The following is a 25,354-nucleotide window of genomic DNA, read 5'->3' as shown; positions in this document are numbered from 1 at the left end:
CCCCCCGCGGGCGGCGCGCCCCCCCCCGGGCGGCGCGCCCCCGGAGCCGCTTCAGCGTCCACGGTAGGATCGTGCAGTGACGGATTTCGACGACGAACTGACCCTGGCCGAGCTGACTGAGTCGGCCTCTGAAGTGGACCAGCCCCGCATTGCGCGGGCGGTGCGCGAAATCCTCCTTGCTATCGGGGAGGATCCGGACCGTGACGGACTCAAGGAAACCCCTGCCCGGGTGGCCAAGTCCTATGCGGAAATCTTTGCCGGACTGCACCAGAGCCCCTCGGACCTGCTGGCCACCACCTTTGACCTGGACCATGAGGAAATGGTGCTGGTCAAGGACATCCCGTTCTACTCAACCTGTGAGCACCACCTGGTTCCCTTCCACGGTTCGGCCCACATCGGTTACATCCCCTCCCACGACGGCAAGGTCACCGGGCTGAGCAAGCTTGCCCGCCTGGTTGATGTCTATGCCCGCCGGCCCCAGGTCCAGGAGCGCCTCACCACGCAGATCGTGGACGCCCTGATGGCCAACCTGCAGCCCGTCGGCGCGATCGTCGTCATTGAATGTGAACATCTCTGCATGTCCATGCGCGGAGTCCGCAAGCCCGGTGCCAAGACGGTAACCTCGGCCGTGCGCGGCCAGCTTCGCGAGACCGCCACGCGTGCAGAAGCAATGAGCCTGATACTCGGACGATAGGACGACTCGATGGATTCGCTAGCTGCCACCCCCGGAACCGGGCCCGCCACCAACCCGCTGCCGGTCATCCGGCCCGGGGTCAAGAAGCGGCGCTTCGAGGACCTGCCCGAAGGGCGCACCCTGGTGATGGGAATTCTGAACGTGACCCCGGATTCCTTCAGCGACGGCGGTGAGCATGACACCACCGACTCAGCCATCCGTGCGGGACTGAAGATGCATTACGACGGCGCGGACATCATCGACATTGGCGGGGAGTCCACCCGCCCCGATGCCGAACGGATCAGCGCCGAAGAGGAACAGCGGCGGATCCTTCCGGTCGTCGAGGCGCTGGTGAAGGCCGGTGCACTGATCAGTGTGGACACCATGAACGCTTCCACTGCCGAAAAGGCGATCGAAGCCGGCGCCGGCCTGATCAACGACGTCTCCGGACTCGAACTGGACCCGGCGATGCCGGAACTGGTCGCCCGCACCAAGATTCCCTACGTGCTGATGCACAGCCGCGGCAGTGTCCGCAGCCAGGATCCCAAGGCCAGCTATGACGACGTCGTTGAAGATGTCATCGCCGAACTCACCTCGCTGCGGGACCGCTTCTACGAAGCCGGTGTTGCCCCGGAGCAGATCATCCTTGATCCGGGACTGGGCTTTGCCAAGAACGCCGAACATGACTGGGCGCTGCTGCGCAACGTGGACCGGCTGACCGTCCTGGGACACAAGGTGCTGATCGGAGCTTCCCGCAAGCGCTTCCTGGGCTCGCTGCTGACCACTGCCGGCAAAGCCGCCCCGCCCGCGGAGCGTGACAACGCCACCCTGGCCACCACCGTCCTCGCTGCCAGCCAGGGAGTCTGGGCCGTCCGGGTGCACGACGTCGCTGCCAATGTGGACGCGGTCAAGGTCGCAGCTGCCTGGCAGGGCTAGCAGTGGCCTCCCCAATGCGCCCTGCGCCCGTCCGTGACCGAATCCGGCTCTCCGGCCTCCGCGCCACCGGCTACCACGGCGTCTTTGACCACGAACGGCGCGACGGGCAGGAATTCACCGTTGACCTCGTGCTGTACACGGACCTCCGGCCGGCAGCCGCGGCAGACGACCTGACCCTGACAGCCCATTACGGCGAGCTGGCCGAACAGGTCTGCGCCATCATTGCCGGGGAACCGGTGAACCTGATCGAAACCCTCGCCGAACGGATCGCAGCCCACGTGCTGGCAGGCTTTCCTGTGGTGGACGCCGTGGACGTTACCGTGCACAAACCGCACGCGCCCATCACCGTGCCTTTCGGCGACGTCGAAATCCACATCCACCGGGAACGCGCATGAACGCCGTCCGCACCGTCCTGGCGCTGGGCAGCAATCTCGGCGAATCCCGCAGCACGCTGGCCGACGCCGTAGCCGCCCTGGCGGATAACCCCGGCATGAAGCTGGTAGCCGTCTCGCCGGTGGCACGCACCCGTCCCGTCGGCGGACCGGAGGACCAGCCCGACTACCTGAACCTGGTAGCGGAGTTTGAAACCACCCTGGACCCCCACACACTCCTGGACCACTGCCACGACGTTGAGAACCGGCACCACCGCACCCGTGAGGTGCGCTGGGGCCCGCGGACGCTCGACGTCGACATCATCACCTACGGCACCGCGCACATTGATGACGAGGTGCTGACCGTTCCCCATCCGCGGGCAGCAGAGCGTGCTTTTGTGCTCCAGCCCTGGGCCTGGATGGATCCGCACGCCAAGCTGGATGGGAAACCCGTGGCAGAACTGGCCGCCCGGGCTGCCGACCTGCCCGGCGTCGAACTCTTCGAGGGGGAGTGAGCTCAGCGTGAGGAGCATCCGGTACCGCTGGCTTGCCGTCACCACCGTGGTTTTTGGCATCGCCGGCTGGCAGGTGAACGCCTGGGCCACCCGCAACGGCTTCCCTGCACCGGTCCTGAACTTTACTGCACTGCTCACCGTTGCCTTTATTGTCGGATTCACCCTGTTCCTGGGTCTGCGCGTGCGCCGCTGGCGCAACGGGGAGCGGGAAAAGCCGCTGGATCCCATCGCCGCCGCCCGCACGCTGGTGCTGGCGCAGGCCACCGCCTATGCCGGAGCGCTGCTGCTGGGCTGGCACGGCGGAATCTTCCTGGACCAGCTGGGCCTGTGGGAGATGCGGCCAAACCATGCACCGACGTGGGCTTCACTTGCCCTGTCCGTCGGCGGGATGATCATGATAGCCACTGGACTGGTGGTGGAGCGGTTCTGCAGGATTCCGCCCGAAGACCACAACGGCGGCGAAGAAAACAACGGCGGGGGAGAGTATGCGTAATTCGGCAATAGATCCGCAGGGCCTGGACTGGCAGCGGGTCTCTGAGCGCTACCTCACGCTTCGACTGCTTTCCCTGGCCGTGGAAGCCCTGATCACCCTGGCCCTGGCCAGCATTCCACTGGTGCTGCACCTGCTGGGCATCTGGAGCAGGTTCCCCGCCTGGATCGCCTGGGGGCTGCCGGCCGTCTTCCTGGTCGCTTTCCTGTGGCGGGCGGTGCTGGTGCCCCGGCAGGTCCGGGCGATTGGTTACGCCGAACGCAACGAGGACCTGCTGCTGCGCTCCGGAATCTTCTTCCAGCGCACCCTGGTGGTTCCCTACGGCAGAATGCAGTACGTCGACGTCGCCGTGGGCCCCTTCGAGCGCATCTTCGGGCTCTGCACGCTCAAGCTGCACACCGCATCCCAGACCACGAACGCCACCATTCCCGGCCTGCCCGCCGCCGAAGGCGCGCGGCTGCGTGAACACCTCTCTGCGCGCGGCGAGGCGCAGCTGGCGGGCCTGTGAGCACCACCGCCCGCGGCACAGCCGGCACCGAGGACGCCGGCTGGCAGCGGGTCCACCCGGTTTCCCCGCTGGTGCGGGGATGGATCGCACTCGCCGCCGTCGCCTACTTCCTCGGCCGGGATTCCGCCGAGGCGTTTTTCCTGCGCGAGCGGCCCAGCGGTCCGCTTCCCGACGGCACACCGCTAATCTGGGCGGTCATTGGCCTGGTGGTCCTGGTCCTTGTGGTCGCCGTCGTTTTCTTCCTGTCCTGGTGGTTCACCCGGTACCAGGTCAGTGACGACCACGTCCGGGTACGTTCCGGTGTCCTGTTCCGCCGGCACCGGCAGGCCCGGCTGGACCGGGTACAGGCCATCGACATCAACCAGCCGCTGCTTGCCCGCCTGTTCGGCCTGGGTGAGCTGCGCTTCGAAGTTGCCGACGCCGGGGAATCAGCCGTGCGGCTGGCCTACCTGCGCCTTGACGACGCCCGCGCCCTGCGCGCCACTATCCTGGAACGGGCCTCCGGCGCCGAAACCGGGACTCAGGACTCCCCGGAGAACGCCGGGGAGCCGGACGGAACGGCAGCACCGATCCGGCTGCCTGCCGAAGCACCCGAGTACCCCATCCTTGCCCTTCGCCCGGGCCGGGTGATCGGAGCCACAGTGCTCTCCGGAAACACCGTGGTCCTGGTGCTTGGCATCATCGCCGTGGTGATCCTTACCGTGGTGACCGGTGAAGGGGTCTCCCTGGCCGGCTTTATCCCCGTGGGGCTGGCAGTGGCCAGCGGCTACTGGTCCATGCTCAGCACCGCGTGGAACTTCCGGGCAGCAGTCTCCCGGGACGGTGTCCGCATCCGCTACGGACTGCTGGATACCCGCACACAGACTGTTCCCCCGGGACGGATCCAGGCGGTGTCAATCACGCAGCCGCTGTTGTGGCGTCCTGCCGGCTGGTACCGCATCTCCGTCAACGTTGCCGGTTACGGCGCTTCCCCGGGCGCCGACTCCGCCCGCACCAAACTCCTTCCCGCCGGCACCCTGGATGAAACCCTCCAGATCCTCGCCCTGGTGCTGCCCAACCCGGGCACGGATGATCCGGTGGGACTCTTCCGTGCCGGGCTCGAGGGCAGCGGAGAGGAGCACGGCTTCACGACGTCGCCGCGCCGGGCACGGTGGGTTGCACCCCTGCAGTGGCGCCGCAGCGGTTTCGCACTGACCGGAACAGCCCTGCTGACCCGCAGCGGCCGGCTCTGGCGCAGCCTCGCGGTGGTGCCCCATGAGCGGATCCAGTCCATGGCCCTGCAGCAGGGTCCGCTGGCGCGCAAGCTGCGGATTGCGGACCTGAGGCTGCATTCAACGCCCGGACCGGTGGTACCGCTCATCCGCCAGCTGGACCAGGACGTGCTGCTGGAACTATTTAGTGAACAATCCGTGCGCGCCGCCGACGCCCGACGCCGTGACCGCACCGAACGCTGGCTGCACCGTGAAACTGCCACCGGACCCGCGGTGCCCCAGGCGGCACCGGCCGGTGTGCCCGGGACACCGGCAGCCGCACAGGAACAGACCGCGCCCGCCCCGCAAATGGAGGAAAACTGGAATGAACACCGCTGATCAGCGCAGGCGCGGCCGGCTGGGAATCGGCGTCATCGGCGCCGGCAAAGTCGGCGCTGTCCTGGGCGCGGCCCTGCGCGCGGCCGAGCACGCGGTGGTGGGTGTCTCCGCTGTGTCCGATGCCAGCCGCGAACGGGCCGAAAACCTCCTGCCGGGTGTGCCGGTGCTGGAAATCCCGGACATCATCGAACGTTCCGAACTCGTGCTGCTCGCAGTGCCCGACGACGCCCTGCCGCCGCTGGTTTCCGGGCTGGCGGCCACCGGGGCCTGGCAGGCCGGACAGCTGGTGGCCCACACTTCCGGACGCTTCGGCACCGCCGTGCTCGAACCGGCCCGGCAGGCCGGCGCGATTCCCCTTGCCCTGCACCCTGCGATGACCTTCACCGGCCTCAGCCTGGACCTCACCCGCCTGGCGGACTGCTCCTTCGGTGTCACCGCGCCCACCGCCGTGCTGCCGATCGCGCAGGCCCTCGTAGTGGAAATGGGCGCAGAGCCCGTAGTCATCGACGAAGCCGACCGGGAGCTTTACCACGCGGCCCTCGCACACGCCTCCAATCACCTGGTGACGATCGCAGCCCAGTCCGCAGAGCTGCTGCAGGGAATCGGCGTCGAGCAGCCGGCCCGGCTGCTGGGCCCCCTGATGCGCGCCTCCCTTGAAAACGCCCTGGCCTCCGGTGAACACGCACTGACCGGGCCCGTGGCGCGCGGCGACACGGGCACCATCGAAGCGCACGGGCGCGCCCTGGGCCGGGACGCTGCTCCGGACCTCGCCCAGGCCTACCGCGCCCTCTCCGCTGCCACCGCCCGGCGGGCTGTTGCACGTGGTCTGCTAACACCGGCTCAGGGAGAGAGAATAATGGAAGTACTTAATTCCGAACCCGAAGGACCCCGGTGAACCACCCCCGGTTGGCAACAACCCCCGCAGAACTCAGCAAGGCCGTAACCGAACTCCTCGAAGCGACGGGCAAGGACCGTCCGGCGCTTGGCCTGGTTCCCACTATGGGAGCCCTCCACTCCGGCCATGCGTCACTGGCCCAGGCAGCCAGGGCGGACAACGACGTCGTAGTGGCCAGCATCTTCGTCAATCCGCTGCAGTTCGATGACCCGGACGATCTGGCCCGCTACCCGCGCACCCTGGAGGCGGACCTGGAGCTGCTCGGCCAGGCCGGGGTGGACATCGTCTTCGCGCCGAGCGAGGAAACCATGTACCCCGGAGGCCAGCCCCTGGTCCGGGTGAGTTCGGGCAGCCTCGGCACCCGTTTCGAAGGAGCGGCACGGCCGGGTCACTTCGACGGCGTGCTCACCGTGGTGGCCAAGCTCTTCCACTGCGTGCAGCCGGCTGTTCCTGCCGAATTCCGTGCCTACTTCGGACAGAAGGACGCCCAGCAGGTGGCCCTGATCCGGCGGATGGTTGCGGATCTGAACTTCCCGGTCCAGATCTACCCCGTTCCCATCGTGCGTGCAGCCGACGGACTGGCCGAGTCCAGCCGGAACGTGTTCCTGAACCCGGAAGACCGCAGCCGCGCGCTGGTGCTCTCCCAGGCGCTGGCGCGGCTGCAGGAACGTGCAGCCACCCGCCGGCCGCTGGATGCACCTGCCGCAGCAGCGCTCATCATGGAGACCCCCGGCGTCGAACTGGACTACTTCGAAGTTGTGGATCCGCTCACGCTTGAACCGGTTCCGTCCGGAGCCGGGGATGTCCTCACGGGCCCGGCACTGGCGCTGGTTGCCGCCCGGGTGGCTGGAATCCGTCTGATTGACAACGCGGAACTCCACGGCTGAACCTGCCACCGGGCGGATTCGGTCCGGCGTTTTGACCGGGCTGGGTAGACTTAAGAATCGTGACCTCCTCTAACATCGTTCCCGAAGCAGCAGATTCCTCCGAGCAGATGCGCATCCGCGCGGAAAAGCGTGCCAAGCTGCTCGAGCGGGGCCAGGAAGCCTACCCGGTTGGTGTTGAGCGCACGCACTCCCTGCGCCAGGTACGGGACAAGTTCGGCCACCTGCAGGCAGACGAGGCCAGCGGTGAAACCGTAGGAGTCACCGGCCGTGTTGTCTTCATCCGGAACACCGGAAAGCTCTGCTTCGCCACCCTGCAGGAGGGCGACGGCACCCGCCTGCAGGCAATGCTGTCCCTGGCGTCCATCGGCGAGGAAGCACTGGCTGACTGGAAGTCCACGGTTGACCTTGGGGACCACGTCTTTATCCGCGGCGAAGTGATCTCTTCCCGCCGCGGCGAGCTTTCGGTAATGGCCGACTCCTGGTCGATGGCGTCCAAGGCGCTGCGCCCGCTGCCGGTGCTGCATGCGGACCTGAACGAGGAAACCCGTGTCCGGCAGCGCTACGTTGACCTGATGGTCCGTGACGAAGCCCGCGAGATGGTCTACAAGCGGGCCGCAATCATCCGTGCCGTCCGCGACACCCTCCACAGCCACGGGTACGTAGAGGTTGAAACACCGATGCTGCAGCTGATCCACGGCGGCGCCGCAGCCCGGCCGTTCGAAACGCACCTGAATGCGTTCGACCAGCCGATGACGCTGCGCATCGCCACCGAGCTGTACCTCAAGCGCGCCGTCGTCGGCGGCATTGAACGCGTTTACGAACTGGGGCGGATCTTCCGCAATGAAGGCGTGGATTCCACCCACAGCCCTGAGTTCACCACCCTGGAATGCTACGAGGCATACGCGGACCAGTACGTCATGGCGGACCGCATCAAGGAAATCATCCTCAATGCAGCGGACGCCGCCGGAAGCCGGCAGATTGAAACTGCGGCCGGAACGATTGACCTCGACGGCGAATGGCGCTGGCTTTCCGTGTATCCCGGGCTGTCTGAAGCCGTTGGCCAGGAAATTACCCCGGACACTGACGCTGAAACGCTGCGCGCAGTCGCGGAAAAGCACAATGTGAAGGTTGATCCCAAGTGGGACGCTGAGAAGCTGGTCATTGAGCTGTTCGGTGAGATCGTCGAACCGACGCTGCTGCAGCCCACCTTTGTCTACGACTACCCGCCGTCGGCCCAGCCGCTGGCGCGGCCGCACCGCGAGGATCCCCGCCTGATTGAAGCCTGGGACCTGATCATCGGCGGCATGGAACGCGGTACTGCGTTCTCGGAGCTCATCGATCCTGTCATCCAGCGGGAGCGCCTCACGGAGCAGTCCCGCAAGGCCGCAGCAGGGGATGACGAAGCCATGGCCCTGGACGAGGACTTCCTGCGGGCCCTCGAATACGGAGCTCCGCCCATGGGCGGCATCGGCCTGGGCATCGACCGATTGGTGATGCTTTTCACGAACGCCGGAATCAGGGAAACAATTCTGTTCCCCCTCCTTAAGCCTGAAATGGGTTAGAACATGGAATATGTGGAAGTTCTCCTCCCCTCAATATGTGTCGCTGCTCTCTTTTATTTCGTGATGAAGGCAGTGTTGAACGCTGATCGTTCCGAGCGAAAAGCCCTTGCTGAGGCTGAACGCGAAGCCGATCACAATGAACTGCAGGGCCAGGATGCCAAAATCGATCCTGCCGGTTCTGCTGATAAAGAATAAGTAAAGAAAATGCCTCTCCTGCTTTGACGGGGCATTACCAATTGCGCCATACTCGAAGTGGTCTCGAAATTGACAACATTCCGCCGCTTGAGTGCATAGGAGCCTGATCATGGCGCAAAAGGTAAAAATTATTCTGGTAGACGACCTCGACGGCGGAAGCGCCGATGAAACCGTCCGTTTCGGATTGGATGGGTCACAGTACGAGATCGACCTCTCCAATGACAATGCGAAGAACCTGCGCGCGGCACTTAAGCAGTATGTTGACGCAGCCCGCAAGACCGGCGGCCGCACCGGCCGTCCGCGCGGCACCGGCGCAGCCCGCAGCAACGAGGCGGCACAGATCCGTGAATGGGCCCGGAACAACGGCTACACCGTTTCCGAGCGCGGCCGGGTAAACAGCGAGATCATCGAGGCATACCGGGCAGCCCAGGGCTAAAGCGCCCCAGGAGGTCACGCCCATGGCGAACACGCCCCTTAAGGGCCGGTAACCGCCGTAGCATCGAATTACGCGTTAGCTAGGAGTGTGCCTCATGTTTGAAAGATTTACCGACCGTGCCCGTCGCGTTGTCGTGCTTGCCCAAGAAGAGGCACGCATGCTCAACCACAACTACATCGGCACCGAGCACATCCTGCTTGGGCTCATTCATGAGGGCGAAGGCGTTGCCGCTAAGGCCCTTGAATCCCTGAGCATTTCTCTGGGTGCCGTCCGCGAACAGGTCCAGGAGATTATCGGGCAGGGCCAGCAGGCCCCGTCCGGACACATCCCCTTTACCCCGCGGGCCAAGAAGGTTCTTGAGCTCTCTCTGCGTGAAGCGCTGCAGCTGGGGCACAACTACATCGGGACCGAGCACATTCTGCTGGGCCTCATCCGCGAGGGTGAAGGCGTGGCAGCGCAGGTGCTCGTCAAGCTCGGAGCGGACCTCAACCGCGTCCGCCAGCAGGTCATCCAGCTGCTCTCCGGCTACCAGGGCAAGGAGCCCGTCTCAGCCGGAGGCCAGCAGCAGGAAGGCCAGCCGGCAGGTTCGGTTGTGCTGGACCAGTTCGGCCGCAACCTCACACAGGCAGCGCGTGAAGGAAAGCTTGATCCGGTCATCGGGCGCGAGCACGAGATGGAACGGGTTATGCAGGTGCTGTCCCGCCGCACCAAGAACAATCCTGTCCTGATTGGTGAGCCGGGCGTCGGCAAGACTGCCGTCGTCGAAGGCCTTGCCCAGGCGATTGTCCGCGGCGATGTCCCTGAGACCATCAAGGACAAGCAGCTCTACACCCTGGACCTCGGTTCGCTCGTTGCCGGTTCCCGGTACCGCGGTGACTTCGAGGAACGCCTGAAGAAGGTCCTCAAGGAAATCCGTACCCGCGGCGACATCATCCTCTTCATTGATGAGATCCACACCCTTGTGGGCGCCGGTGCCGCTGAAGGCGCCATCGACGCAGCCTCTATCCTGAAGCCGATGCTGGCCCGCGGCGAACTGCAGACCATCGGTGCCACCACGCTGGATGAGTACCGCAAGCACATTGAGAAGGACGCAGCGCTTGAGCGCCGCTTCCAGCCGATCCAGGTCAACGAACCTTCAGTTGCCCACGCGATCGAAATCCTCAAGGGCCTGCGGGACCGCTACGAGGCGCACCACCGCGTGTCCATCACGGACGCTGCACTGGCCTCGGCAGCGACGCTTGCCGAACGCTACATCAGCGACCGTTTCCTGCCGGACAAGGCCATCGACCTGATCGATGAAGCCGGTGCCCGGCTGCGCATCCGCCGAATGACTGCTCCGCCGGAGCTCAAGGAAATCGACGAGCGCATCTCCGCCCTGAAGATGGAGAAGGAATCCGCGATTGACGCGCAGGACTTCGAAGGTGCTGCCTCGCTGCGGGACAAGGAGCAGAAGCTCCAGGACCAGCGTGCGGAAAAGGAGCGCCAGTGGAAGTCCGGCGGCCTTGACGACATCGCCGAGGTTGATGAGGAACTGATTGCCGAGGTCCTCGCGAACTCCACCGGCATCCCCGTGGTGAAGCTGAACGAAGAAGAATCCACTCGGCTGCTCAAGATGGAAGATGAACTGCACAAGCGGGTCATCGGCCAGGATGAGGCCATCAAGTCGATCTCGCAGGCAATGCGCCGTACGCGTGCCGGCCTGAAGGATCCCAAGCGTCCGGGCGGCTCGTTTATCTTCGCCGGCCCCACCGGCGTCGGTAAGACCGAGCTGGCCAAGGCACTGGCAGAGTTCCTCTTCGGCGACGAAGAAGCCCTGATCACCCTGGACATGTCCGAGTACTCCGAGAAGCACACGGTCTCCAGGCTGTTCGGTGCCCCTCCCGGATACGTGGGCTACGAGGAAGGCGGGCAGCTGACCGAAAAGGTCCGCCGCCGTCCGTTCTCCGTGGTTCTGTTCGACGAAGTTGAGAAGGCCCACGCGGACCTGTTCAACTCGCTGCTGCAGATCCTGGAAGACGGCCGCCTGACCGACTCGCAGGGCCGGGTGGTGGACTTCAAGAACACCATCATCATCATGACGACCAACCTTGGTACCAAGGACATCTCCAAGGGCGTCATGACCGGTTTCCAGTCCGGCACGGATACCAAGACCGGATACGACCGGATGCGTGCACGGGTCACGGAGGAGCTGCGCCAGCACTTCCGCCCCGAGTTCCTCAACCGTGTTGACGACACCGTGGTGTTCCCGCAGCTGACCCAGGAAGAGATCGTCCAGATCGTGGATCTGTTCCTGGACCGCCTGGGCAAGCGCCTTGCGGAGAAGGGAATGAGCATCGAGCTCACCCCGGCCGCCAAGGTACTGCTGGCCACCCGCGGGTACGACCCCGCAATGGGTGCCCGCCCGCTGCGCCGCACCATGCAGCGCGAGATCGAGGACCAGCTCTCCGAAAAGATCCTCTTCGGAGATCTCAAGCCCGGTGAACTGGTTTCGGTTGACGTGGAAGGCGAAGGCGACGAAGCAAAGTTCACCTTCACCGGACACGGCGCACCGCGTGCCATCGAGGAAGCACCGTCGGCCATTGAGGCCGGCGTAGGCGACGGGCAGTAACAAACAATTCAGGTGCCTCGGCACCAAGACGAAGGAGCCCCCGGGAAACCGGGGGCTCCTTCGCGTTCGCGGCAGTGTTTCACCGCACGTCAGGGCCGCGTCATGGGGCGTGCACGGAAGTTCTAGACTGAATCAATGACTTCAACCGCACAGAAGGCAGCATTCACCATCCGCAGGGCCCGGACATCCGACGTCCGGCATATTCGGGGCCTGGTGTCCCCGCTGGCGGAGGAACGTGTCCTCGTGGCCAAGGAAACGGTTGCCTACTACGAAGGGCTCCAGGAGTTTCGGATCGCCGAGGATGCCGAGGGCCGGGTGATCGGCTGCGGAGCGCTGCACGTCATGTGGGAGGACCTCGCCGAGGTCCGCACCCTGGCCGCGCACCCGGACTGGCGGGGCTGCGGCGTCGGGCACGTCCTGCTGGAGCAGCTGCTTTCCGATGCCGCCGAAATCGGGGTCACCCGCGTATTCTGCCTGACGTTCGAAGTCGATTTCTTTAAGCGCCACGGCTTTAGCGTCATGGAAAGCCAGAGTGCCGTTGATCCGGAGGTCTACTCCGAACTCCTGCGCTCCCATGACGAAGGCGTTGCTGAATTCCTGGACCTGGCCCGGGTGAAACCGAATACGCTCGGTAATACCCGTATGATCCGGGATGTTCGCGCATAGGGGAACCGTACCCGCGGTCTGGAGATCGCCGTGCAGAAACGATACAGTAAGGGTACTTAGCATCAAGAAATGCCGCACGGGTTTTCCAACAGGCTGATCACTCGCTGATCGCTTTTTGGATGACCCGGCGGCCGATCAGAAAGCGGGTCCCGAATATGGGTGCAGATGACAAGATGCAGAACAAGGGCGAAGAACTCGGCGGCAAGGTCAAGGAAGGCCTCGGAAAGGTCACCGGCGACCACAGCATGGAAGCCGACGGCCAGGGCGACCAGGCAAAGGCCAATATGAAGCAGGCCGGCGAACACGTCAAGGATGCTTTCAAGGGCAAGTAAGCCGCAGCCGGAACGTTGAGTCCGGAGCATACCCAGACTCCCGGTCGCTGTTGTCGCTGCTGGCCGAGGAACACTGAAGGAAGGGCCATTCCGGCCCTTCCTTCAGTGCGTTAAGGGACCGGCAAAGCCTGTGCAGGCCTCCCCTCCCGGGGGTAGGGTTGCCTCACTCAGGAGAGCGGGCAACGGTGCCCGTTCCAGCGCAGTGGAGCCTTTCCGGGCAAAGGAGCGTCAGGCATGAAGAAACTCATAAATGATCCGCGTGCTGTGGTGGCCGAATCTCTCGAAGGCTTCGGCATGGCCCACCATGACCTGGTCAAGGTCCACGCGGACCCCGCGTACGTGACCCGGCGGGATGCACCGGTTTCCGGGAAGGTGTCCCTGGTGTCCGGCGGGGGCAGCGGGCATGAGCCGCTGCACTCCGGCTATGTGGGCCGCGGAATGCTCGACGCCGCCGTCCCCGGAGCCGTTTTCACCTCCCCGACACCCGACCAGATCCTTCCCGCGATCACCAACACGGACTCCGGCGCCGGAGTGCTGCTGATCGTAAAGAACTACACCGGCGACATCCTGAACTTCGAGACCGCCGCCGAGCTGGCCCAGGCCGAGGGGATCGAGGTCAGGTCCGTGGTGGTCAATGACGACGTCGCCGTGGAGGACTCGCTGTACACGGCAGGCCGGCGCGGGGTCGGCGGCACCGTGCTGGTGGAACGCATTGCCGGCGCCGCTGCGGAGCGCGGGGATTCCCTGGATGCTGTCGCGGACCTGGCCGAGCGTGTCAACGCCGGCGTCCGGTCCATGGGTGTGGCGCTGAGCGCCTGCACTGTGCCGCACGCGGGGGAGCCGAGCTTCGACCTCGCCGAGAATGAGATTGAGCTTGGCGTGGGCATCCACGGTGAACCGGGCCGGCGGAGGATGCCCATGGCCACTGCCGACGCGATCACCGACCAGCTCCTTGAACCGATCCTCTCCGACCTCGGAGCCGGGAGCGGGGAACGGGTGCTGCTTTTCGTCAACGGCATGGGCGGCACACCGCTGAGCGAGCTCTACATTGTCTACCGGCACGCCGCGAAGCTGCTCGCCGACCGCGGGCTCCAGGTGGAAAGGTCCCTGGTGGGCAACTACATCACCGCCCTGGAGATGCAGGGAGCGTCAATTACGGTGCTGAAACTGGACGACGACATGATTGATCTGTGGGATTCCCCGGTGCACACCGCGGCCCTGCGGTGGGGAGTCTGAGCATGGAACTCAACGCACAGTGGGCAGAAAAGTGGATGCGGGACGCCGCGGCTTCGATGGAGGAGAACCGGCAGCGGCTGATCGACCTGGACCGGGCCATCGGCGACGCCGACCACGGCGAGAACATGGACCGGGGCTTTGCCTCCATTGTTGAAAAACTTGACGCCGACGGCACCCCCGCGACGCCCGCGGACGTCTTCAAGCTGGCCGCAATGACGCTGATGTCCAAGGTGGGCGGCGCCGCCGGACCGCTCTACGGCACCGCCTTCCTGCGCGGCTCCACTGCCGTAGCCGGCAAGGACGTTCTGGATGCGGGCGACGTCGTCGCGTTCCTGACGGCAGCCCGTGACGGGATCGTGAGCCGCGGCAAGGCCGAACCCGGGGACAAGACCATGGTTGACGCGTTCACGCCCGCGGTGGAGGCGGCCGAAACCGCATCCGCAGCCGGTGCTGACGGGGCCGAAACGCTTTCTGCCGCCGCCAACGCGGCCGAAGGCGGCCTGGCCGGCACGGAGCCGCTCATTGCGCGTAAAGGACGGGCCAGTTACCTCGGCGAACGCAGCGCCGGGCATTTGGACCCCGGCGCGGCGTCCACCACTCTGATCCTCCAGGCAGCCGCCCGGGCGGCGGGGGAACAGGCATGAAGGTAGGTCTGGTGCTCGTCTCCCACAGCGACAAGCTGGCGGAGGGTCTGGCCGAACTGGCCGGGCAGATGGCCCCCGATGTTGCGATCATCGCCGCCGGCGGCACGGACGACGGCGGAATCGGAACCAGCCTGGAGAAAATCCAGTCCGGGATAGCCCAGGCTGACGGCGGCGCCGGGGTCGCGCTCCTCGCGGACCTCGGTTCGGCCGTGATGACGGCGGAGATGGCACTGGAGTTCCTGGACCCCGGCCAGCGGGAGAAGGTCCGACTGGCGGACGCGCCGCTTGTTGAGGGTGCCGTTGCCGCCGCCGTCGCCGCCCAGACGGGACAGGACCTGGCCGCCGTGGTCCGCGACGCGGAAGCGGTGACCGCCACCATGGGCGGCTCAGCTTCCTCCGCTTCTGCCCCAGCCGCGGACGCCGGTACGGTTCCGGAAGCGGGTGACACCTTGGATGACATCGACCAGGACGACGACGGCGTGCACGAGGCCTCCTGGGAGCTCATCAACCCCATGGGGCTGCACGCCCGGCCGGCCGCCGCCGTGGCGCAGGCGATGGCGGACCTGGATGCAGACATCACCATCAACGGGGTGGACGGAAAATCGGTCATGATGCTCATGACGCTGGGGCTCAAAGCGGGAGACACACTGACCGTCTCCGCACACGGACCGGACGCCGCGCGCGCCGTGGAGATGCTGGGGCTGGAAGTCCGCAACGGTTTCGGGGAAATCTAATCCCGGCTGCGGCCGGAGCCGGCTAGGCGGGAAGGCACACTCCGGCGCCCGCAGCCTGTGCAAGACCGTCACGCAGCAGTCCTTCGAGTGCCCGTTCCAGCTGCTCCTGCGGGGCAGCGAGGGCGTGCAGGGCAGCCAGCGGCGCCAGCGCGGCGTCGGCCTCCGGAGCCACCAGGTCAACCGGACCGGTCAGCAGCAGTTCACGCAGCACCGGTCCGTCCGCCTGGCGCAGCACGGCCATCATGGCGCCGCGCACCTGCCGGTCCGTTCCGTGCCAGGCCTGCCCCTTGGGCACGTAGTGCGGCTCCGGCCGTCCGGCGGCAACCCAGGCGCAGTCCGCCAGCACGGGACATTCACCACAGCGCGGAGTGCGTGCCGTGCAGACGAGCGCTCCCAGTTCCATGACCGAGGCGTTCCAGGCGACGGATTCGGCGTCATCTGCCGGCAGCAGGGACACGGCCAGCTTTTTCTCTGCGGCCGTCAGGGACTGCGACGGCAGCGCATCGCCTGTCACCAAACGGGCGTGGACCCTGCGGATGTTGGTGTCCACCACGGTTTCCCGGCGCCCGAACGCAAAGGACGCGACGGCGGCCGCGGTGTAGTCACCTACGCCCGGCAGCTCAAGCAGAGCGGCGTGCGTGTCCGGGACCTTCCCGCCGTGGCTGGCGGTGATTTCCACGGCGGCGGCGTGCAGGCGCAGCGCCCGGCGCGGATAGCCCAGCCGGCCCCAGGCCCGGACTGCCTCCCCGCTGGGTTCGGCAGCCAGGTCGGCGGGTTCGGGCCAGCGCTGCATCCACTCGTGCCAGACCGGCAGGACCCGTACCACCGGGGTCTGCTGAAGCATCACTTCGCTGACCAGGATGCCCCAGGGGGAGCAGTCCGCGTGCCGCCAGGGCAGGTCGCGGGCCTGCTCGGAGAACCAGGAAATGATGCGGCCATGCAGCGCCCGCGTGTGCTCCGGTTCCATGCCACTCCCTCGGTATTGACCAGCAATACTCTACTGACCGGCGTGGTGTCCGCCGTAATCCCTGCCCGGGTTCATAGCCTTAACCCATGGCGGCAACAGGACCCCGGCCCGGCACGGGCCGGAAAACGGGGCAGAAAACAGCGGGAGGTTCCGGGCGCAGGCCCGTAAACACCCGTACCCGCCCGAGCGAGGCCGTCTATCGCCGCCGCAGGCTGGTCCTGTCCGTGCTCGCGCTGCTGGTCACCGGAGCCCTGGTCTGGGCAGGCGTGGTGGTCGCAGGTGCACTCTCCGGCGGCCGGGACGCCGGCGCCTCGGAACCGTTCCAGACGGCGCCGACAGCTGCTCCCGCACCCTCCTCCACAGGTGCGGATGAGACGGACAAAGGCAACCCGGAAACCGCCGACGGCGAGCCGTCGGCAAAGGCAGACGAGGGCACCTGCCCGCCCGCTGCAGTGAAGGTCGAAGCCGCGACGGACGCTGCTGCCTACCCCGCAGGCGCGAATCCGCTGCTGACCCTCTCGGTCACCAACACCGGCACGGAACCATGCAAAATCAACGTGGGCACTACGCAAATGGAGTTTGTGGTTACCTCCGGCTCGGACCGGATCTTCTCCTCAGCTGACTGCCAGGACGGCGCGGAAGATCTGCTGAAGGAATTTGAGCCGGGCGCCACGGAGAAAGCCAACTTCACCTGGGAACGGCTCCGCTCAGCTCCCGGCTGCGCTGCGGTAGCCAGCAATCCGAACCCCGGCTGGTATGTCTTTACTGCGCGGCTGGGAGAAACCACGAGTGAAAAGGCCGTCTTCCAGCTGGATTAGCCCCGCGCCTTCGCTGGGTTCAGGAAGGCCCAGGAAGCTGCAGGAGTGGCTACATAAACCGGTCGAGCAGGCTGGTCTCAGCGATGCGGGACAGGCCTTCGCGCACCGTACGGGCACGCTGCTCACCAATGCCGTCCACCTGCATCAGGTCTTCAATGTTCGCTGCCATGAGGTTCTGCAGACCGCCGAAGTGATCCACCAGGCGATTGGACACGGCCGGCGGAACGCTCTTGATGTTGCTCAGCAGGCGGTAGCCGCGCGGCTGCACCACGGCTTCGAGGGAATCCTGGCCGGGCTGGAAACCGACGACCGCAGCGATCTTGCCCAAATCCACCATGTCGGAAGAGCTCAGGCCCTGCAGGGTGGCAACCTGTTCGTCAACGTTGCCCTGGGTTCCGCCAATGTCCGCGTAGTCCCGGACGATCATTTCGCTGCCCGGGCCCAGCCCTGTGGTCAGCTCTTCCAGCTGCAGCGAGAGCAGGCGGCCGTCGACCCCGAGTTCCAGTACGTACTGGGAGATTTCCTCGGAGATCCGGCGCACCATTTCCTGGCGCTGCAGCGTAACAGCCACATCCCGGACGGTGACCATCGCTTCGATTTCAAGGGCGGACAGCGAATTGGTGACCTGGTCCAGGCGGGTGCGGTAGCGCTCCAGCGTGGCAAGTGCCTGGTTGGCGCGGGCCAGCACCGGTTCGGAGCCTTCCAGGACGTGGCGCAGGCCGCCGACGTAAAGCTGGATGATCTGCATCGACTGGCTGACGGAGATCACCGGAAAGCCGGTCTGGATGGCGACGCGCTCGGCGGTGCGGTGGCGGGTACCGGATTCGTGCGTTTCGATGGTGTGGTCCGGGACCAGCTGCACAGCGGCGCGGAGGATGTTGGCCCCGTCCTTGTCGCAGACGATCGCCCCGTCCATTTTGGCCAGCTCACGCAGGCGGGTGGAAGAGAACTCAATGCCGATGTCGAACCCGCCGGAGCAGATGGAGTCCACCGTCCGGTCGAAGCCCAGGACAATCAGCGCGCCGGTACGGCCGCGGAGGATACGTTCCAGGCCGTCGCGCAGAGCCGTTCCTGGGGCAACCCTGGCAAGGGTCGCCTTGAGCGCGTCCTCGGGCGTGCGAGGCATGGTCACTTCCTTCCGGCCACTCCGGCCCACGGGGCGTTCTGGGCGTGGATATGCGCAGACACTTCCCCATAGTAGTGCGCAAGGTGCACCCGTCTGCCACTTCGGTCCCCGGAGTATGACAGCACCGGACACGGAACGGGGCCCGGCGCGCCCTAGAAGAGCAGTTCGAGGGCCTCGGACAGGGTGGAGACCTCCCGCACCTTGAACCCGGCGGGCACCTGCCCCGGACCGTTGGGAGACGCCGGAACCACTGCGTGGCTGAAGCCCAGCCGCTCAGCTTCCTGGACCCGGCGGGCGATTCCCGGGATGGGGCGCACCTCTCCGGCCAGTCCGACTTCTCCGAACGCAATCAGCCGCGCCGGCAGGGGCTTGTTCATCTTCGCGGAGGCGACGGCCAGGGCAACCGCAAGGTCAGTAGCCGGTTCGGTCAGCTTCACCCCGCCCACAGTTGCCACGTAGCTGTCATCCTTGGCGAGGTTCATGGACGCCCGCTGCTGCAGCACAGCCAGGAGCATTGCCACCCGCGATGAATCCAGCCCGCTGGTGGCCCGCCGGGCCTGTGCGTTGCCGGTCTCTGCCAGCAGTGCCTGGACCTCAGCGACCAGGGGCCGCCGGCCCTCCAGTGTGACCGTGATGCAGGTGCCGGAGACGGGTTCCTTGGTGCGGGAGACAAACAGGCCGCTGGGATCGGCCAGCCCTTCAATGCCGTCCTCCGTCAGGTCGAAACAACCTACCTCGTCCGTGGGGCCGTAGCGGTTCTTGACCGCCCGGACCAGCCGCAGCCGGGAGTGCCTGTCACCGTCAAACTGGCACACAACGTCCACCAGGTGCTCCAGCAGCCGGGGTCCTGCGATCGATCCGTCCTTGGTGACGTGGCCAACCAGGAGGGTGGTCATGTTCCGGGTCTTGGCAGCGTTGATGAGCGACGCCGCTACTTCCCGGACCTGGCTGACGCCGCCGGCGCTGCCGTCAACGGCAGAGCTGCTGAGCGTCTGCACCGAATCCACGATCAGCAGGGCCGGCTTGACCTGCTCCACCTGGCCCAGGGCCTGGCCCAGATCCGTTTCGGCACTGAGGTACAGACTGGAGGAGAGGGCGCCGATTCGTTCTGCGCGCAGTTTCACCTGAGCGGTTGATTCCTCACCGGTGACATAGAGGACGTCCCGGCCCTGCCCTGCCACGCGGGCGGCGACGTCCAGCAGGAGGGTGGACTTGCCCACGCCCGGTTCGCCGGCGAGCAGGATCACGGCGCCGGGAACCAATCCGCCGCCCAGCACCCGGTCCAGTTCGCCCACACCGGTGGGCTGGTAGGCAGCGGTGGTGGCATCGACGTCGGCGATCAGCTGCGCGGGACGCGCCACCACGGCTGCCGGCGTAGTGCGGGCGATGACTTCGCCCGCTTCCTCCACGGTGCCCCAGGCCTGGCATTCACCGCACCGGCCGACCCACTTAACGGCGGTCCAGCCGCATTCAGTGCAGCGGTAGTTGGCGGTTTTCGCCCGGGAAGTCTTTGTTGCCATGCCAACAGGCTATCTGCCGGCACTGACATCGCCGTTCAGTCCCGGAGCCGGCCGTTAGACCTCCGAAAGGTAGCCCGCCGCTTCCTCGTGGGTGAGCCCGGTGGCTTCCAGCAGATCCACCACCAGCGGCCGGAACAGCATCACCAGGGCATCTCCATAGAGGTCGGTTACGTCCAGCGACGCCGGATGCAGCCGGGAGGCGACGGCGGCCAGCTCGTTCCGGGCCTGGCGCAGGTGGCGTTCGCGGGTGGCCTGGGATTCGCCCCCGCCCAGCGCACGGGCCAGGATGTCCACGGCGTCGGCGGTGTCATTGATGACCTCCGAAACCTTGTCCACGGCCGAATCGGAGAGCGAGGCGTGGTTGATGACGGAGGTGGTCCGGCGCGCGAAGACCCGGCTGTTGCGGACCGCAAGGTCCAGGTAGCCAACGGAACCGCGCAGGTCTCCCAGTTCCGCCAGGTGCCTGCGGTAGGCCGGTGAGATGCGGGCAATCTCCCGGGCGTCGCGGATGCTGCGGGCCAGCAGGTCCAGCTGGGGCTGGGTGTTGCGGGCCCGGACCAGGGCGTGCCAGGCCAGCGTGGAGTCGCTGCGGGCCAGTGCGTCGGCAACCTGGCGCAGCACGGCGGAGAGTTCGCTGAGCAGTTCACGGATGTTGGATTTCGGTTCCCGGCGGGGATCCCGCGGAGCGAGCATCGTGACGACCAGGGCAAAGACGCCGCCCACAATTGCGTCGACGCTGCGGGTGAACACCCCGCCGTCCGGCGCGGGCAGCAGCACCACCAGCAGCGACTGCAGGCCCAGCTGGGTGGTGAAGATGACGCCGCGGTCCAGGAACCGTGCCAGCATCAGCGAGGCAAACAGGACGACGGCGGCCTGCCACAGTCCGTTGCCCAGTACATGCAGCAGCAGCTCGCCGATGGTGATGCCCAGTGTGCAGCCGATTCCAACCTCAAGCACCCGGCGGGTACGCGGTTCCCGGGAGAATCCAAGGGAGATCAGCGCGGCCGTCGCGGCGAAGAGCGGGCCTTCATGGCCCAGGACGTACTCTGCGAAGGCGTAGGCGCCCACCGCGCAGATGGTCATCTGCAGTGCGGGGTACACAGAGGCACCGCTGCGCTTGAGTCCGATCCGGAACCTGTTGCGCAGGAACCTGCTCGAGGCACTGAGACGGTCACGGGCTGGCATGGGAACAGTCTAGGGCGGCGGCGGTCCGGGAGCAGAAGGCACGGGGACTGTGACGTGTCCGGGGAAGATTCCTGTACTGCTTGGCCCCAGTTAACTTTTTGTTCACCTTGGCACGCCAGTCTTCATGTTGGGACGAACGAAAACGTCCCAGCGACAAGTCTCCCGGCGTTGACGCGCCGGATATACCACCCTTGAAAGGGAACACGATTGTGAAGGTATTCCGCATTGGCCGCACCGCGGCCGTCCTCTCGGTGGCAGCGCTGGCCCTGGCTGCCTGCGGCAGTGACAACGCCACAAACGCAGCCGCCGGCACCGAGGCTTCCGGCTCTGCCCTGACGGGAACACTCTCCGGCGCCGGCGCCAGCTCGCAGGCCTCGGCTATGGACGCCTGGATCGCAGGGTTCAGCGAAGCCAACCCGAACGCGTCCATCCAGTACTCCCCGGACGGTTCCGGAGCAGGCCGCGAGGCACTGCTGGCCGGCGGTGTGCAGTTCGCCGGTTCGGACGCCTACCTGAAGGACGAAGAAGTCCAGGCCTCCCTGGAAACCTGCGGCCCCGACGGCGTGCTGCACGTTCCCGCCTACATTTCCCCGATTGCCATCGCCTTCAACCTCGACGGCGTGGAGGAACTGAACCTCGACGCCGATACCGTCGCGGGAATCTTCCGCGGCGAGATAAGCACCTGGAACGATCCGGCGATCGTCTCCCAGAACGAGGGCACCGAGCTGCCGGACACCGCCATCACGGTGGTCCACCGCTCCGATGAATCCGGTACCACGGAGAACTTCACCGAATACCTCTCCGCCGCGGCGCCGCAGGTATGGACCACCGAAGCCAGCGGCGAATGGCCGGCCGAACTCGACGGCCAGGAGAACGCGCAGGGCACCTCCGGCGTCGTCTCCGCTGCCAGTTCCACCGACGGCGCGATCACCTATGCAGACGCTTCCGCGGTGGGCGCGATGGGAACTGTGGCAGTAAAGGTCGGCGAGGAGTACGTGGGCTACAGTGCCGACGCCGCTTCCAAGGCCGTCGAGGCTTCCACTCCGGTGACGGGTGAAGGCCGCCCCGGGCTGGACATGGCCATGGAACTGGCCCGCGACACCACCGAGTCCGGCGCCTACCCTGTGGTCTTGGTCTCCTATCACCTCTACTGCGCCAGCTACGAGGACCAGGCAACCGTTGACCTCATTCAGGCCTTCGGTTCCTACGTGGTCAGCGACGAGGGCCAGGCAGCAGCGAGCGAAGCCGCAGGTAATGCGCCGATGTCCGCCGCCCTGCAGGAGAAGGCGACTGAAGCAATCAAATCCATCAAGGCCGCTTCCTAACCGCAGGGAAACAGACAGATGCCCCCGCACAGCGCCACAAGCGCGGTGCGGGGGCATTTGCCGGGCCGGGGGCCAGCTTGAATCTGGCCCGGGATCAGTGAAAACTGGCGAGTGCGGTGTCTTGTCCACATCAAGCAAGTTGCCAACAAAGTTCGAAGGGTTGTGCAGTGTCAAGCAAGTCAATACAGGGCACCGGCGGTGCCGGGCGCGCGGGGGACAAAGTCTTCTCCGGCATCACACTGCTGGCGGGCTGTCTGATCCTTACCGTCCTCTTTGCGGTAGCTGCGTTCCTGCTCTGGCAGGCCCTTCCCACTTTCACCGCTTCCTCGGACGATATTTCCGGCGGCTCGGGCTTCCTGACCTACATCTTCCCGCTGGTGATCGGCACGGTGATCGCCGCGGCAATCGCACTGCTGATCGCCACTCCGGTGGGAATCGGCGTCGCACTCTTTATCTCCCACTACGCGCCCCGGCGGCTTGCGCAGGGCCTGGGCTACGTCGTCGACCTGCTGGCCGCCATCCCCTCCGTTGTCTACGGTGCCTGGGGCATGACGGTGCTGGCGCCGGCACTGGTGGGCCCGTACAACTGGCTGGCTGAGAACGCCGGCTGGTTCCCGCTCTTCACCGGTCCGGCGAGCCAGACCGGCAAGACCATGCTGACCGCGGGAATCGTGCTCTCCGTCATGGTGCTGCCGATCATCACCTCCCTGAGCCGGGAAATCTTCCTGCAGACTCCGAAGCTGCATGAGGAAGCGGCTCTGGCCATGGGCGCCACCCGCTGGGAAATGATCCGCATGGCCGTCTTCCCGTTCGCCCGCCCGGGCATCATCAGCGCCGTCATGCTGGGCCTGGGACGAGCCCTCGGCGAAACCATGGCAGTTGCCCTGGTGCTCTCCTCCGGCGGCCTGATTGCCTCCCTCATCCGGCCCGGCAACCAGACCATCGCCGCGGAAATCGCGCTGAACTTCCCCGAGGCCTACGGCCTGCGCCTCTCTGAGCTGATTGCCGCCGGCCTGGTGCTGTTCGTGATCACCCTGATTGTGAATGTTATTGCCCGCTGGATCATCAGCCGCCACAAAGAATTCTCGGGAGCAAACTGATGATTGAGACAACCTTGACCCGCTCCTCGTCGCTGACCAAGAACCAGCTGCCCGGCTGGGCGCTCTGGGCCACCTTTGCGGCCTCGATCGTCCTTGGCGCCGCGTTCTCGGCACTGCTGGGCTTCAGCGTGGCCACGTTCGCGATCTTCGCCGCCGTCCTCTTCGTGGCCGGCAGCACCATCGCCACCCGCGTCGTCGAAGGCAGCCGGCGGGCCACCGACCGGTTCGCCACCAACCTCATTTACGGCGCGTTCATCCTGGCCCTGGTGCCGCTGATCTCGGTGATCTTCACCGTCCTGGTCCGCGGAGTCCCCGGGCTGAGCGGTGACTTCCTGTTCACCTCCATGGGCGGCATGACCGGAACCGTGGACAACGACGCCGTGGCAAACGGCGGGCCGGTCCTCGGCGGCGCCTACCACGCAATCATGGGTACCCTGCTGATCACGCTCTGGGCCACGATCATCTCCGTGCCCATCGGCCTGCTCACCGCCGTCTACCTGGTGGAATACAGCAAGGGCGGTCCGCTGGCCCGGGCCATCACCTTCTTCGTGGATGTCATGACCGGCATCCCCTCGATCGTGGCCGGCCTCTTTGCCGCGGCGTTCTTCGGCCTGGTCTTCGGGCCGGGCACACGCACCGGCTTTGTTGCCGCCGTCGCGCTCTCCGTCCTGATGATCCCGGTGGTGGTGCGTTCCACCGAAGAGATGCTCAAGATCGTTCCCAATGAGCTGCGCGAAGCGTCCTACGCCCTGGGCGTGCGGAAGTGGCGGACCATCCTGAAGGTTGTGGTGCCCACAGCAATCTCCGGCATCGCCTCCGGCGTCACGCTCGCCATCGCCCGCGTGATCGGCGAAACCGCTCCGCTGCTGGTGACCGCCGGGTTCGTGAACACCATTAACCTCAACGTTTTTGCCGGCTGGATGGCTTCGCTGCCTACCTTCATCTACCGGCAGCTGATGAGCCCCACCTCACCCACCAACACCGATCCGAGCACCCAGCGTGCCTGGGCCGCGGCGCTGCTGCTGATCCTCATGGTGATGCTGCTGAACCTCGGCGCCCGGCTCGTTGCCCGCATCTTCGCGCCCAAGACCGGCCGCTGACCCCAGACCCCTCACCGCTCCGGCGGCGCGGGAGGACCCGTACGGGAACTCCCCAGGAAAAGAACAGAAGGAAGTAAATGTCCAAGCGAATCGACGTCAAGGACCTCAACGTCTACTACGGCGACTTTCTGGCGGTCGAAGACGTCAGCATCAAGATCGATGCGCGTTCGGTCACTGCGTTCATCGGCCCGTCCGGCTGCGGCAAGTCCACCTTCCTGCGCACCCTGAACCGCATGCACGAGGTGCTCCCCGGAGCCCGCGTCGAGGGTGAAGTGCTGCTGGACGGAGAGAACCTGTACGGTCCCGGCGTGGACCCCGTAACGGTCCGCAGCCACATCGGCATGGTCTTCCAGCGGCCGAACCCGTTCCCCACCATGTCCATCCGGGACAACGTGCTGGCCGGCGTGAAGCTGAACAACAAGCGGATTTCCCGCTCCGACGCCGATGACCTGGTGGAAAAGTCCCTCACCGGCGCCAACCTCTGGCGCGAGGTCAAGGACCGGCTGGACAAGCCCGGTTCCGGCCTCTCCGGCGGCCAGCAGCAGCGCCTGTGCATCGCCCGTGCGATCGCGGTGTCCCCGGAAGTGATCCTGATGGACGAGCCCTGCTCGGCGTTGGACCCCATCTCCACGCTGGCCATCGAGGACCTGATCGAGGAACTCAAGAGCGATTACACGGTTGTGATCGTCACGCACAACATGCAGCAGGCCGCCCGGGTCTCGGACAAGACGGCGTTCTTCAACATTGCCGGCACCGGCAAGCCGGGCAAGCTCATCGAGTACGACGACACAACTGTCATCTTCAACAACCCGACCGTGAAGGCCACCGAGGACTACGTCTCCGGCCGCTTCGGGTAACCCCGGTAAACCCGGGACCCCATCCCATCGAGAGGCCAGTTACGGCTCTTTTCAGCCCTGAGAAGAGCCGCAACTGGCC

The 25,354-nt window shown here is 65.9% G+C and carries 27 protein-coding genes; 23 read left to right on the top strand and 4 right to left on the bottom strand.

The window, feature by feature from the left end; all coding sequences use genetic code 11:
* The first annotated feature begins 76 nt into the window (after positions 1–76).
* The 18 genes from folE (at position 77) to dhaM (ending at position 15,277) form a co-directional block, all read left to right on the top strand.
* Positions 77–694 (top strand): GTP cyclohydrolase I FolE, encoded by a 618-nt coding sequence (gene folE / locus TVC13_RS14565; protein WP_422401902.1) that lies wholly within the window; start codon positions 77–79, stop codon positions 692–694.
* 9 nt (positions 695–703) lie between these two features.
* Complete coding sequence (folP, locus tag TVC13_RS14560; protein WP_422401901.1) at positions 704–1,609, top strand: dihydropteroate synthase; 906 nt, start codon at positions 704–706, stop codon at positions 1,607–1,609.
* A 14-nt stretch (positions 1,610–1,623) separates the two neighbouring features.
* Complete coding sequence (gene folB, locus TVC13_RS14555; protein ID WP_422401900.1) at positions 1,624–2,004, top strand: dihydroneopterin aldolase; 381 nt, start codon at positions 1,624–1,626, stop codon at positions 2,002–2,004.
* Positions 2,001–2,495 (top strand): 2-amino-4-hydroxy-6-hydroxymethyldihydropteridine diphosphokinase, encoded by a 495-nt coding sequence (gene folK, locus TVC13_RS14550; RefSeq protein WP_422401899.1) that lies wholly within the window; start codon positions 2,001–2,003, stop codon positions 2,493–2,495. The genes folB and folK overlap by 4 nt, the downstream gene beginning before the upstream one ends.
* 7 nt (positions 2,496–2,502) lie before the next feature.
* Positions 2,503–2,988 carry a DUF3180 domain-containing protein gene (locus TVC13_RS14545; protein WP_422401898.1) on the top strand — a complete coding sequence of 162 codons (486 nt, stop codon included), beginning with the start codon at positions 2,503–2,505 and terminating at the stop codon, positions 2,986–2,988.
* Positions 2,981–3,493 carry a PH domain-containing protein gene (locus tag TVC13_RS14540; protein ID WP_422401897.1) on the top strand — a complete coding sequence of 171 codons (513 nt, stop codon included), beginning with the start codon at positions 2,981–2,983 and terminating at the stop codon, positions 3,491–3,493. The genes TVC13_RS14545 and TVC13_RS14540 overlap by 8 nt, the downstream gene beginning before the upstream one ends.
* Positions 3,490–5,082, top strand: a complete 1,593-nt coding sequence (locus TVC13_RS14535) for a PH domain-containing protein (RefSeq protein WP_422401896.1) — start codon at positions 3,490–3,492, stop codon at positions 5,080–5,082. The genes TVC13_RS14540 and TVC13_RS14535 overlap by 4 nt, the downstream gene beginning before the upstream one ends.
* Positions 5,069–5,977: a Rossmann-like and DUF2520 domain-containing protein gene (locus TVC13_RS14530; protein WP_422401895.1), complete on the top strand. Its 909-nt coding sequence runs from the start codon at positions 5,069–5,071 to the stop codon at positions 5,975–5,977. Before TVC13_RS14535 ends, TVC13_RS14530 begins: the two co-directional genes overlap by 14 nt.
* An 11-nt stretch (positions 5,978–5,988) precedes the next feature.
* Positions 5,989–6,864, top strand: coding sequence for a pantoate--beta-alanine ligase (panC, locus tag TVC13_RS14525; protein WP_422401894.1), 876 nt, complete (start codon positions 5,989–5,991; stop codon positions 6,862–6,864).
* A gap of 107 nt (positions 6,865–6,971) precedes the next feature.
* Entirely contained in the window at positions 6,972–8,426 is a 1,455-nt protein-coding gene (gene lysS / locus TVC13_RS14520) for a lysine--tRNA ligase (protein WP_422401903.1), read from the top strand.
* Between the two features lie 3 nt (positions 8,427–8,429).
* Positions 8,430–8,621, top strand: a complete 192-nt coding sequence (locus tag TVC13_RS14515; protein ID WP_422401893.1) for a hypothetical protein — start codon at positions 8,430–8,432, stop codon at positions 8,619–8,621.
* 109 nt (positions 8,622–8,730) lie between these two features.
* Positions 8,731–9,057 carry a histone-like nucleoid-structuring protein Lsr2 gene (locus TVC13_RS14510; RefSeq protein ID WP_422401892.1) on the top strand — a complete coding sequence of 109 codons (327 nt, stop codon included), beginning with the start codon at positions 8,731–8,733 and terminating at the stop codon, positions 9,055–9,057.
* 94 nt (positions 9,058–9,151) lie between these two features.
* Positions 9,152–11,665: an ATP-dependent Clp protease ATP-binding subunit gene (locus tag TVC13_RS14505; RefSeq protein ID WP_422401891.1), complete on the top strand. Its 2,514-nt coding sequence runs from the start codon at positions 9,152–9,154 to the stop codon at positions 11,663–11,665.
* Positions 11,666–11,800: 135 nt separating this feature from the next.
* Positions 11,801–12,331, top strand: a complete 531-nt coding sequence (locus tag TVC13_RS14500; RefSeq protein WP_422401890.1) for an amino-acid N-acetyltransferase — start codon at positions 11,801–11,803, stop codon at positions 12,329–12,331.
* A gap of 155 nt (positions 12,332–12,486) precedes the next feature.
* Positions 12,487–12,663 (top strand): CsbD family protein, encoded by a 177-nt coding sequence (locus tag TVC13_RS14495; RefSeq protein ID WP_325788529.1) that lies wholly within the window; start codon positions 12,487–12,489, stop codon positions 12,661–12,663.
* Positions 12,664–12,897: 234 nt separating this feature from the next.
* Entirely contained in the window at positions 12,898–13,899 is a 1,002-nt protein-coding gene (gene dhaK, locus TVC13_RS14490) for a dihydroxyacetone kinase subunit DhaK (protein ID WP_422401889.1), read from the top strand.
* Between the two features lie 2 nt (positions 13,900–13,901).
* Entirely contained in the window at positions 13,902–14,543 is a 642-nt protein-coding gene (gene dhaL, locus TVC13_RS14485; RefSeq protein WP_422401888.1) for a dihydroxyacetone kinase subunit DhaL, read from the top strand.
* Positions 14,540–15,277 (top strand): dihydroxyacetone kinase phosphoryl donor subunit DhaM, encoded by a 738-nt coding sequence (gene dhaM, locus TVC13_RS14480; protein ID WP_422401887.1) that lies wholly within the window; start codon positions 14,540–14,542, stop codon positions 15,275–15,277. Before dhaL ends, dhaM begins: the two co-directional genes overlap by 4 nt.
* Before the next feature lie 22 nt (positions 15,278–15,299).
* Here dhaM and TVC13_RS14475 read toward each other — a convergent pair whose 3' ends face one another.
* Positions 15,300–16,244 (bottom strand): A/G-specific adenine glycosylase, encoded by a 945-nt coding sequence (locus TVC13_RS14475; protein WP_422401886.1) that lies wholly within the window; start codon positions 16,242–16,244, stop codon positions 15,300–15,302.
* A gap of 86 nt (positions 16,245–16,330) precedes the next feature.
* On the opposite strand from TVC13_RS14475, the gene TVC13_RS14470 reads away from it, so the two are divergent.
* Complete coding sequence (locus tag TVC13_RS14470) at positions 16,331–17,062, top strand: hypothetical protein (RefSeq protein ID WP_422401885.1); 732 nt, start codon at positions 16,331–16,333, stop codon at positions 17,060–17,062.
* A 49-nt stretch (positions 17,063–17,111) separates the two neighbouring features.
* On the opposite strand, the gene disA is transcribed toward TVC13_RS14470, so the two are convergent.
* From disA to TVC13_RS14455, 3 genes are all read right to left on the bottom strand, one after another.
* Positions 17,112–18,188 carry a DNA integrity scanning diadenylate cyclase DisA gene (disA, locus tag TVC13_RS14465; protein ID WP_152224962.1) on the bottom strand — a complete coding sequence of 359 codons (1,077 nt, stop codon included), beginning with the start codon at positions 18,186–18,188 and terminating at the stop codon, positions 17,112–17,114.
* Positions 18,189–18,340: 152 nt separating this feature from the next.
* Positions 18,341–19,708 (bottom strand): DNA repair protein RadA, encoded by a 1,368-nt coding sequence (radA, locus tag TVC13_RS14460; protein ID WP_422401884.1) that lies wholly within the window; start codon positions 19,706–19,708, stop codon positions 18,341–18,343.
* 54 nt (positions 19,709–19,762) lie between these two features.
* Complete coding sequence (locus TVC13_RS14455; protein WP_422401883.1) at positions 19,763–20,893, bottom strand: FUSC family protein; 1,131 nt, start codon at positions 20,891–20,893, stop codon at positions 19,763–19,765.
* Between the two features lie 209 nt (positions 20,894–21,102).
* Here TVC13_RS14455 and pstS point away from each other — a divergent pair, with 209 nt between their 5' ends.
* The 4 genes from pstS (at position 21,103) to pstB (ending at position 25,275) form a co-directional block, all read left to right on the top strand.
* Entirely contained in the window at positions 21,103–22,218 is a 1,116-nt protein-coding gene (gene pstS, locus TVC13_RS14450; RefSeq protein ID WP_422401882.1) for a phosphate ABC transporter substrate-binding protein PstS, read from the top strand.
* Positions 22,219–22,385: 167 nt separating this feature from the next.
* Positions 22,386–23,318, top strand: coding sequence for a phosphate ABC transporter permease subunit PstC (gene pstC, locus TVC13_RS14445; protein WP_422401881.1), 933 nt, complete (start codon positions 22,386–22,388; stop codon positions 23,316–23,318).
* On the top strand, positions 23,318–24,418 hold the full coding sequence (gene pstA, locus TVC13_RS14440; protein ID WP_422401880.1) for a phosphate ABC transporter permease PstA: 1,101 nt from the start codon (positions 23,318–23,320) through the stop codon (positions 24,416–24,418). Before pstC ends, pstA begins: the two co-directional genes overlap by 1 nt.
* A 77-nt stretch (positions 24,419–24,495) precedes the next feature.
* Positions 24,496–25,275 carry a phosphate ABC transporter ATP-binding protein PstB gene (gene pstB / locus TVC13_RS14435; protein ID WP_091600773.1) on the top strand — a complete coding sequence of 260 codons (780 nt, stop codon included), beginning with the start codon at positions 24,496–24,498 and terminating at the stop codon, positions 25,273–25,275.
* The last annotated feature ends 79 nt before the right edge of the window (positions 25,276–25,354 follow it).

It is taken from the genome of Arthrobacter sp. 3Tela_A, assembly GCF_049311025.1.
Lineage (GTDB): Bacteria > Actinomycetota > Actinomycetes > Actinomycetales > Micrococcaceae > Arthrobacter_B.
Note: the sequence above shows the minus strand (reverse complement) of the source record. Positions and strands in the feature narration are given on the sequence as shown.

Bases quoted from the DNA above. Each gene is read 5' to 3' on its own strand.
- folP (WP_422401901.1), top strand. From the start codon at position 704: ATGGATTCGCTAGCTGCCACCCCCGGAACCGGGCCCGCCACCAACCCG.
- folB (WP_422401900.1), top strand. From the start codon at position 1,624: ATGCGCCCTGCGCCCGTCCGTGACCGAATCCGGCTCTCCGGCCTCCGC.
- folK (WP_422401899.1), top strand. From the start codon at position 2,001: ATGAACGCCGTCCGCACCGTCCTGGCGCTGGGCAGCAATCTCGGCGAA.
- TVC13_RS14540 (WP_422401897.1), top strand. From the start codon at position 2,981: ATGCGTAATTCGGCAATAGATCCGCAGGGCCTGGACTGGCAGCGGGTC.
- TVC13_RS14530 (WP_422401895.1), top strand. From the start codon at position 5,069: ATGAACACCGCTGATCAGCGCAGGCGCGGCCGGCTGGGAATCGGCGTC.
- lysS (WP_422401903.1), top strand. From the start codon at position 6,972: ATGCGCATCCGCGCGGAAAAGCGTGCCAAGCTGCTCGAGCGGGGCCAG.
- TVC13_RS14515 (WP_422401893.1), top strand. From the start codon at position 8,430: ATGGAATATGTGGAAGTTCTCCTCCCCTCAATATGTGTCGCTGCTCTC.
- TVC13_RS14510 (WP_422401892.1), top strand. From the start codon at position 8,731: ATGGCGCAAAAGGTAAAAATTATTCTGGTAGACGACCTCGACGGCGGA.
- TVC13_RS14505 (WP_422401891.1), top strand. From the start codon at position 9,152: ATGTTTGAAAGATTTACCGACCGTGCCCGTCGCGTTGTCGTGCTTGCC.
- TVC13_RS14500 (WP_422401890.1), top strand. From the start codon at position 11,801: ATGACTTCAACCGCACAGAAGGCAGCATTCACCATCCGCAGGGCCCGG.
- TVC13_RS14495 (WP_325788529.1), top strand. From the start codon at position 12,487: ATGGGTGCAGATGACAAGATGCAGAACAAGGGCGAAGAACTCGGCGGC.
- dhaK (WP_422401889.1), top strand. From the start codon at position 12,898: ATGAAGAAACTCATAAATGATCCGCGTGCTGTGGTGGCCGAATCTCTC.
- dhaL (WP_422401888.1), top strand. From the start codon at position 13,902: ATGGAACTCAACGCACAGTGGGCAGAAAAGTGGATGCGGGACGCCGCG.
- dhaM (WP_422401887.1), top strand. From the start codon at position 14,540: ATGAAGGTAGGTCTGGTGCTCGTCTCCCACAGCGACAAGCTGGCGGAG.
- TVC13_RS14475 (WP_422401886.1), bottom strand. From the start codon at position 16,244: ATGGAACCGGAGCACACGCGGGCGCTGCATGGCCGCATCATTTCCTGG.
- TVC13_RS14470 (WP_422401885.1), top strand. From the start codon at position 16,331: ATGGCGGCAACAGGACCCCGGCCCGGCACGGGCCGGAAAACGGGGCAG.
- disA (WP_152224962.1), bottom strand. From the start codon at position 18,188: ATGCCTCGCACGCCCGAGGACGCGCTCAAGGCGACCCTTGCCAGGGTT.
- radA (WP_422401884.1), bottom strand. From the start codon at position 19,708: ATGGCAACAAAGACTTCCCGGGCGAAAACCGCCAACTACCGCTGCACT.
- TVC13_RS14455 (WP_422401883.1), bottom strand. From the start codon at position 20,893: ATGCCAGCCCGTGACCGTCTCAGTGCCTCGAGCAGGTTCCTGCGCAAC.
- pstA (WP_422401880.1), top strand. From the start codon at position 23,318: ATGATTGAGACAACCTTGACCCGCTCCTCGTCGCTGACCAAGAACCAG.
- pstB (WP_091600773.1), top strand. From the start codon at position 24,496: ATGTCCAAGCGAATCGACGTCAAGGACCTCAACGTCTACTACGGCGAC.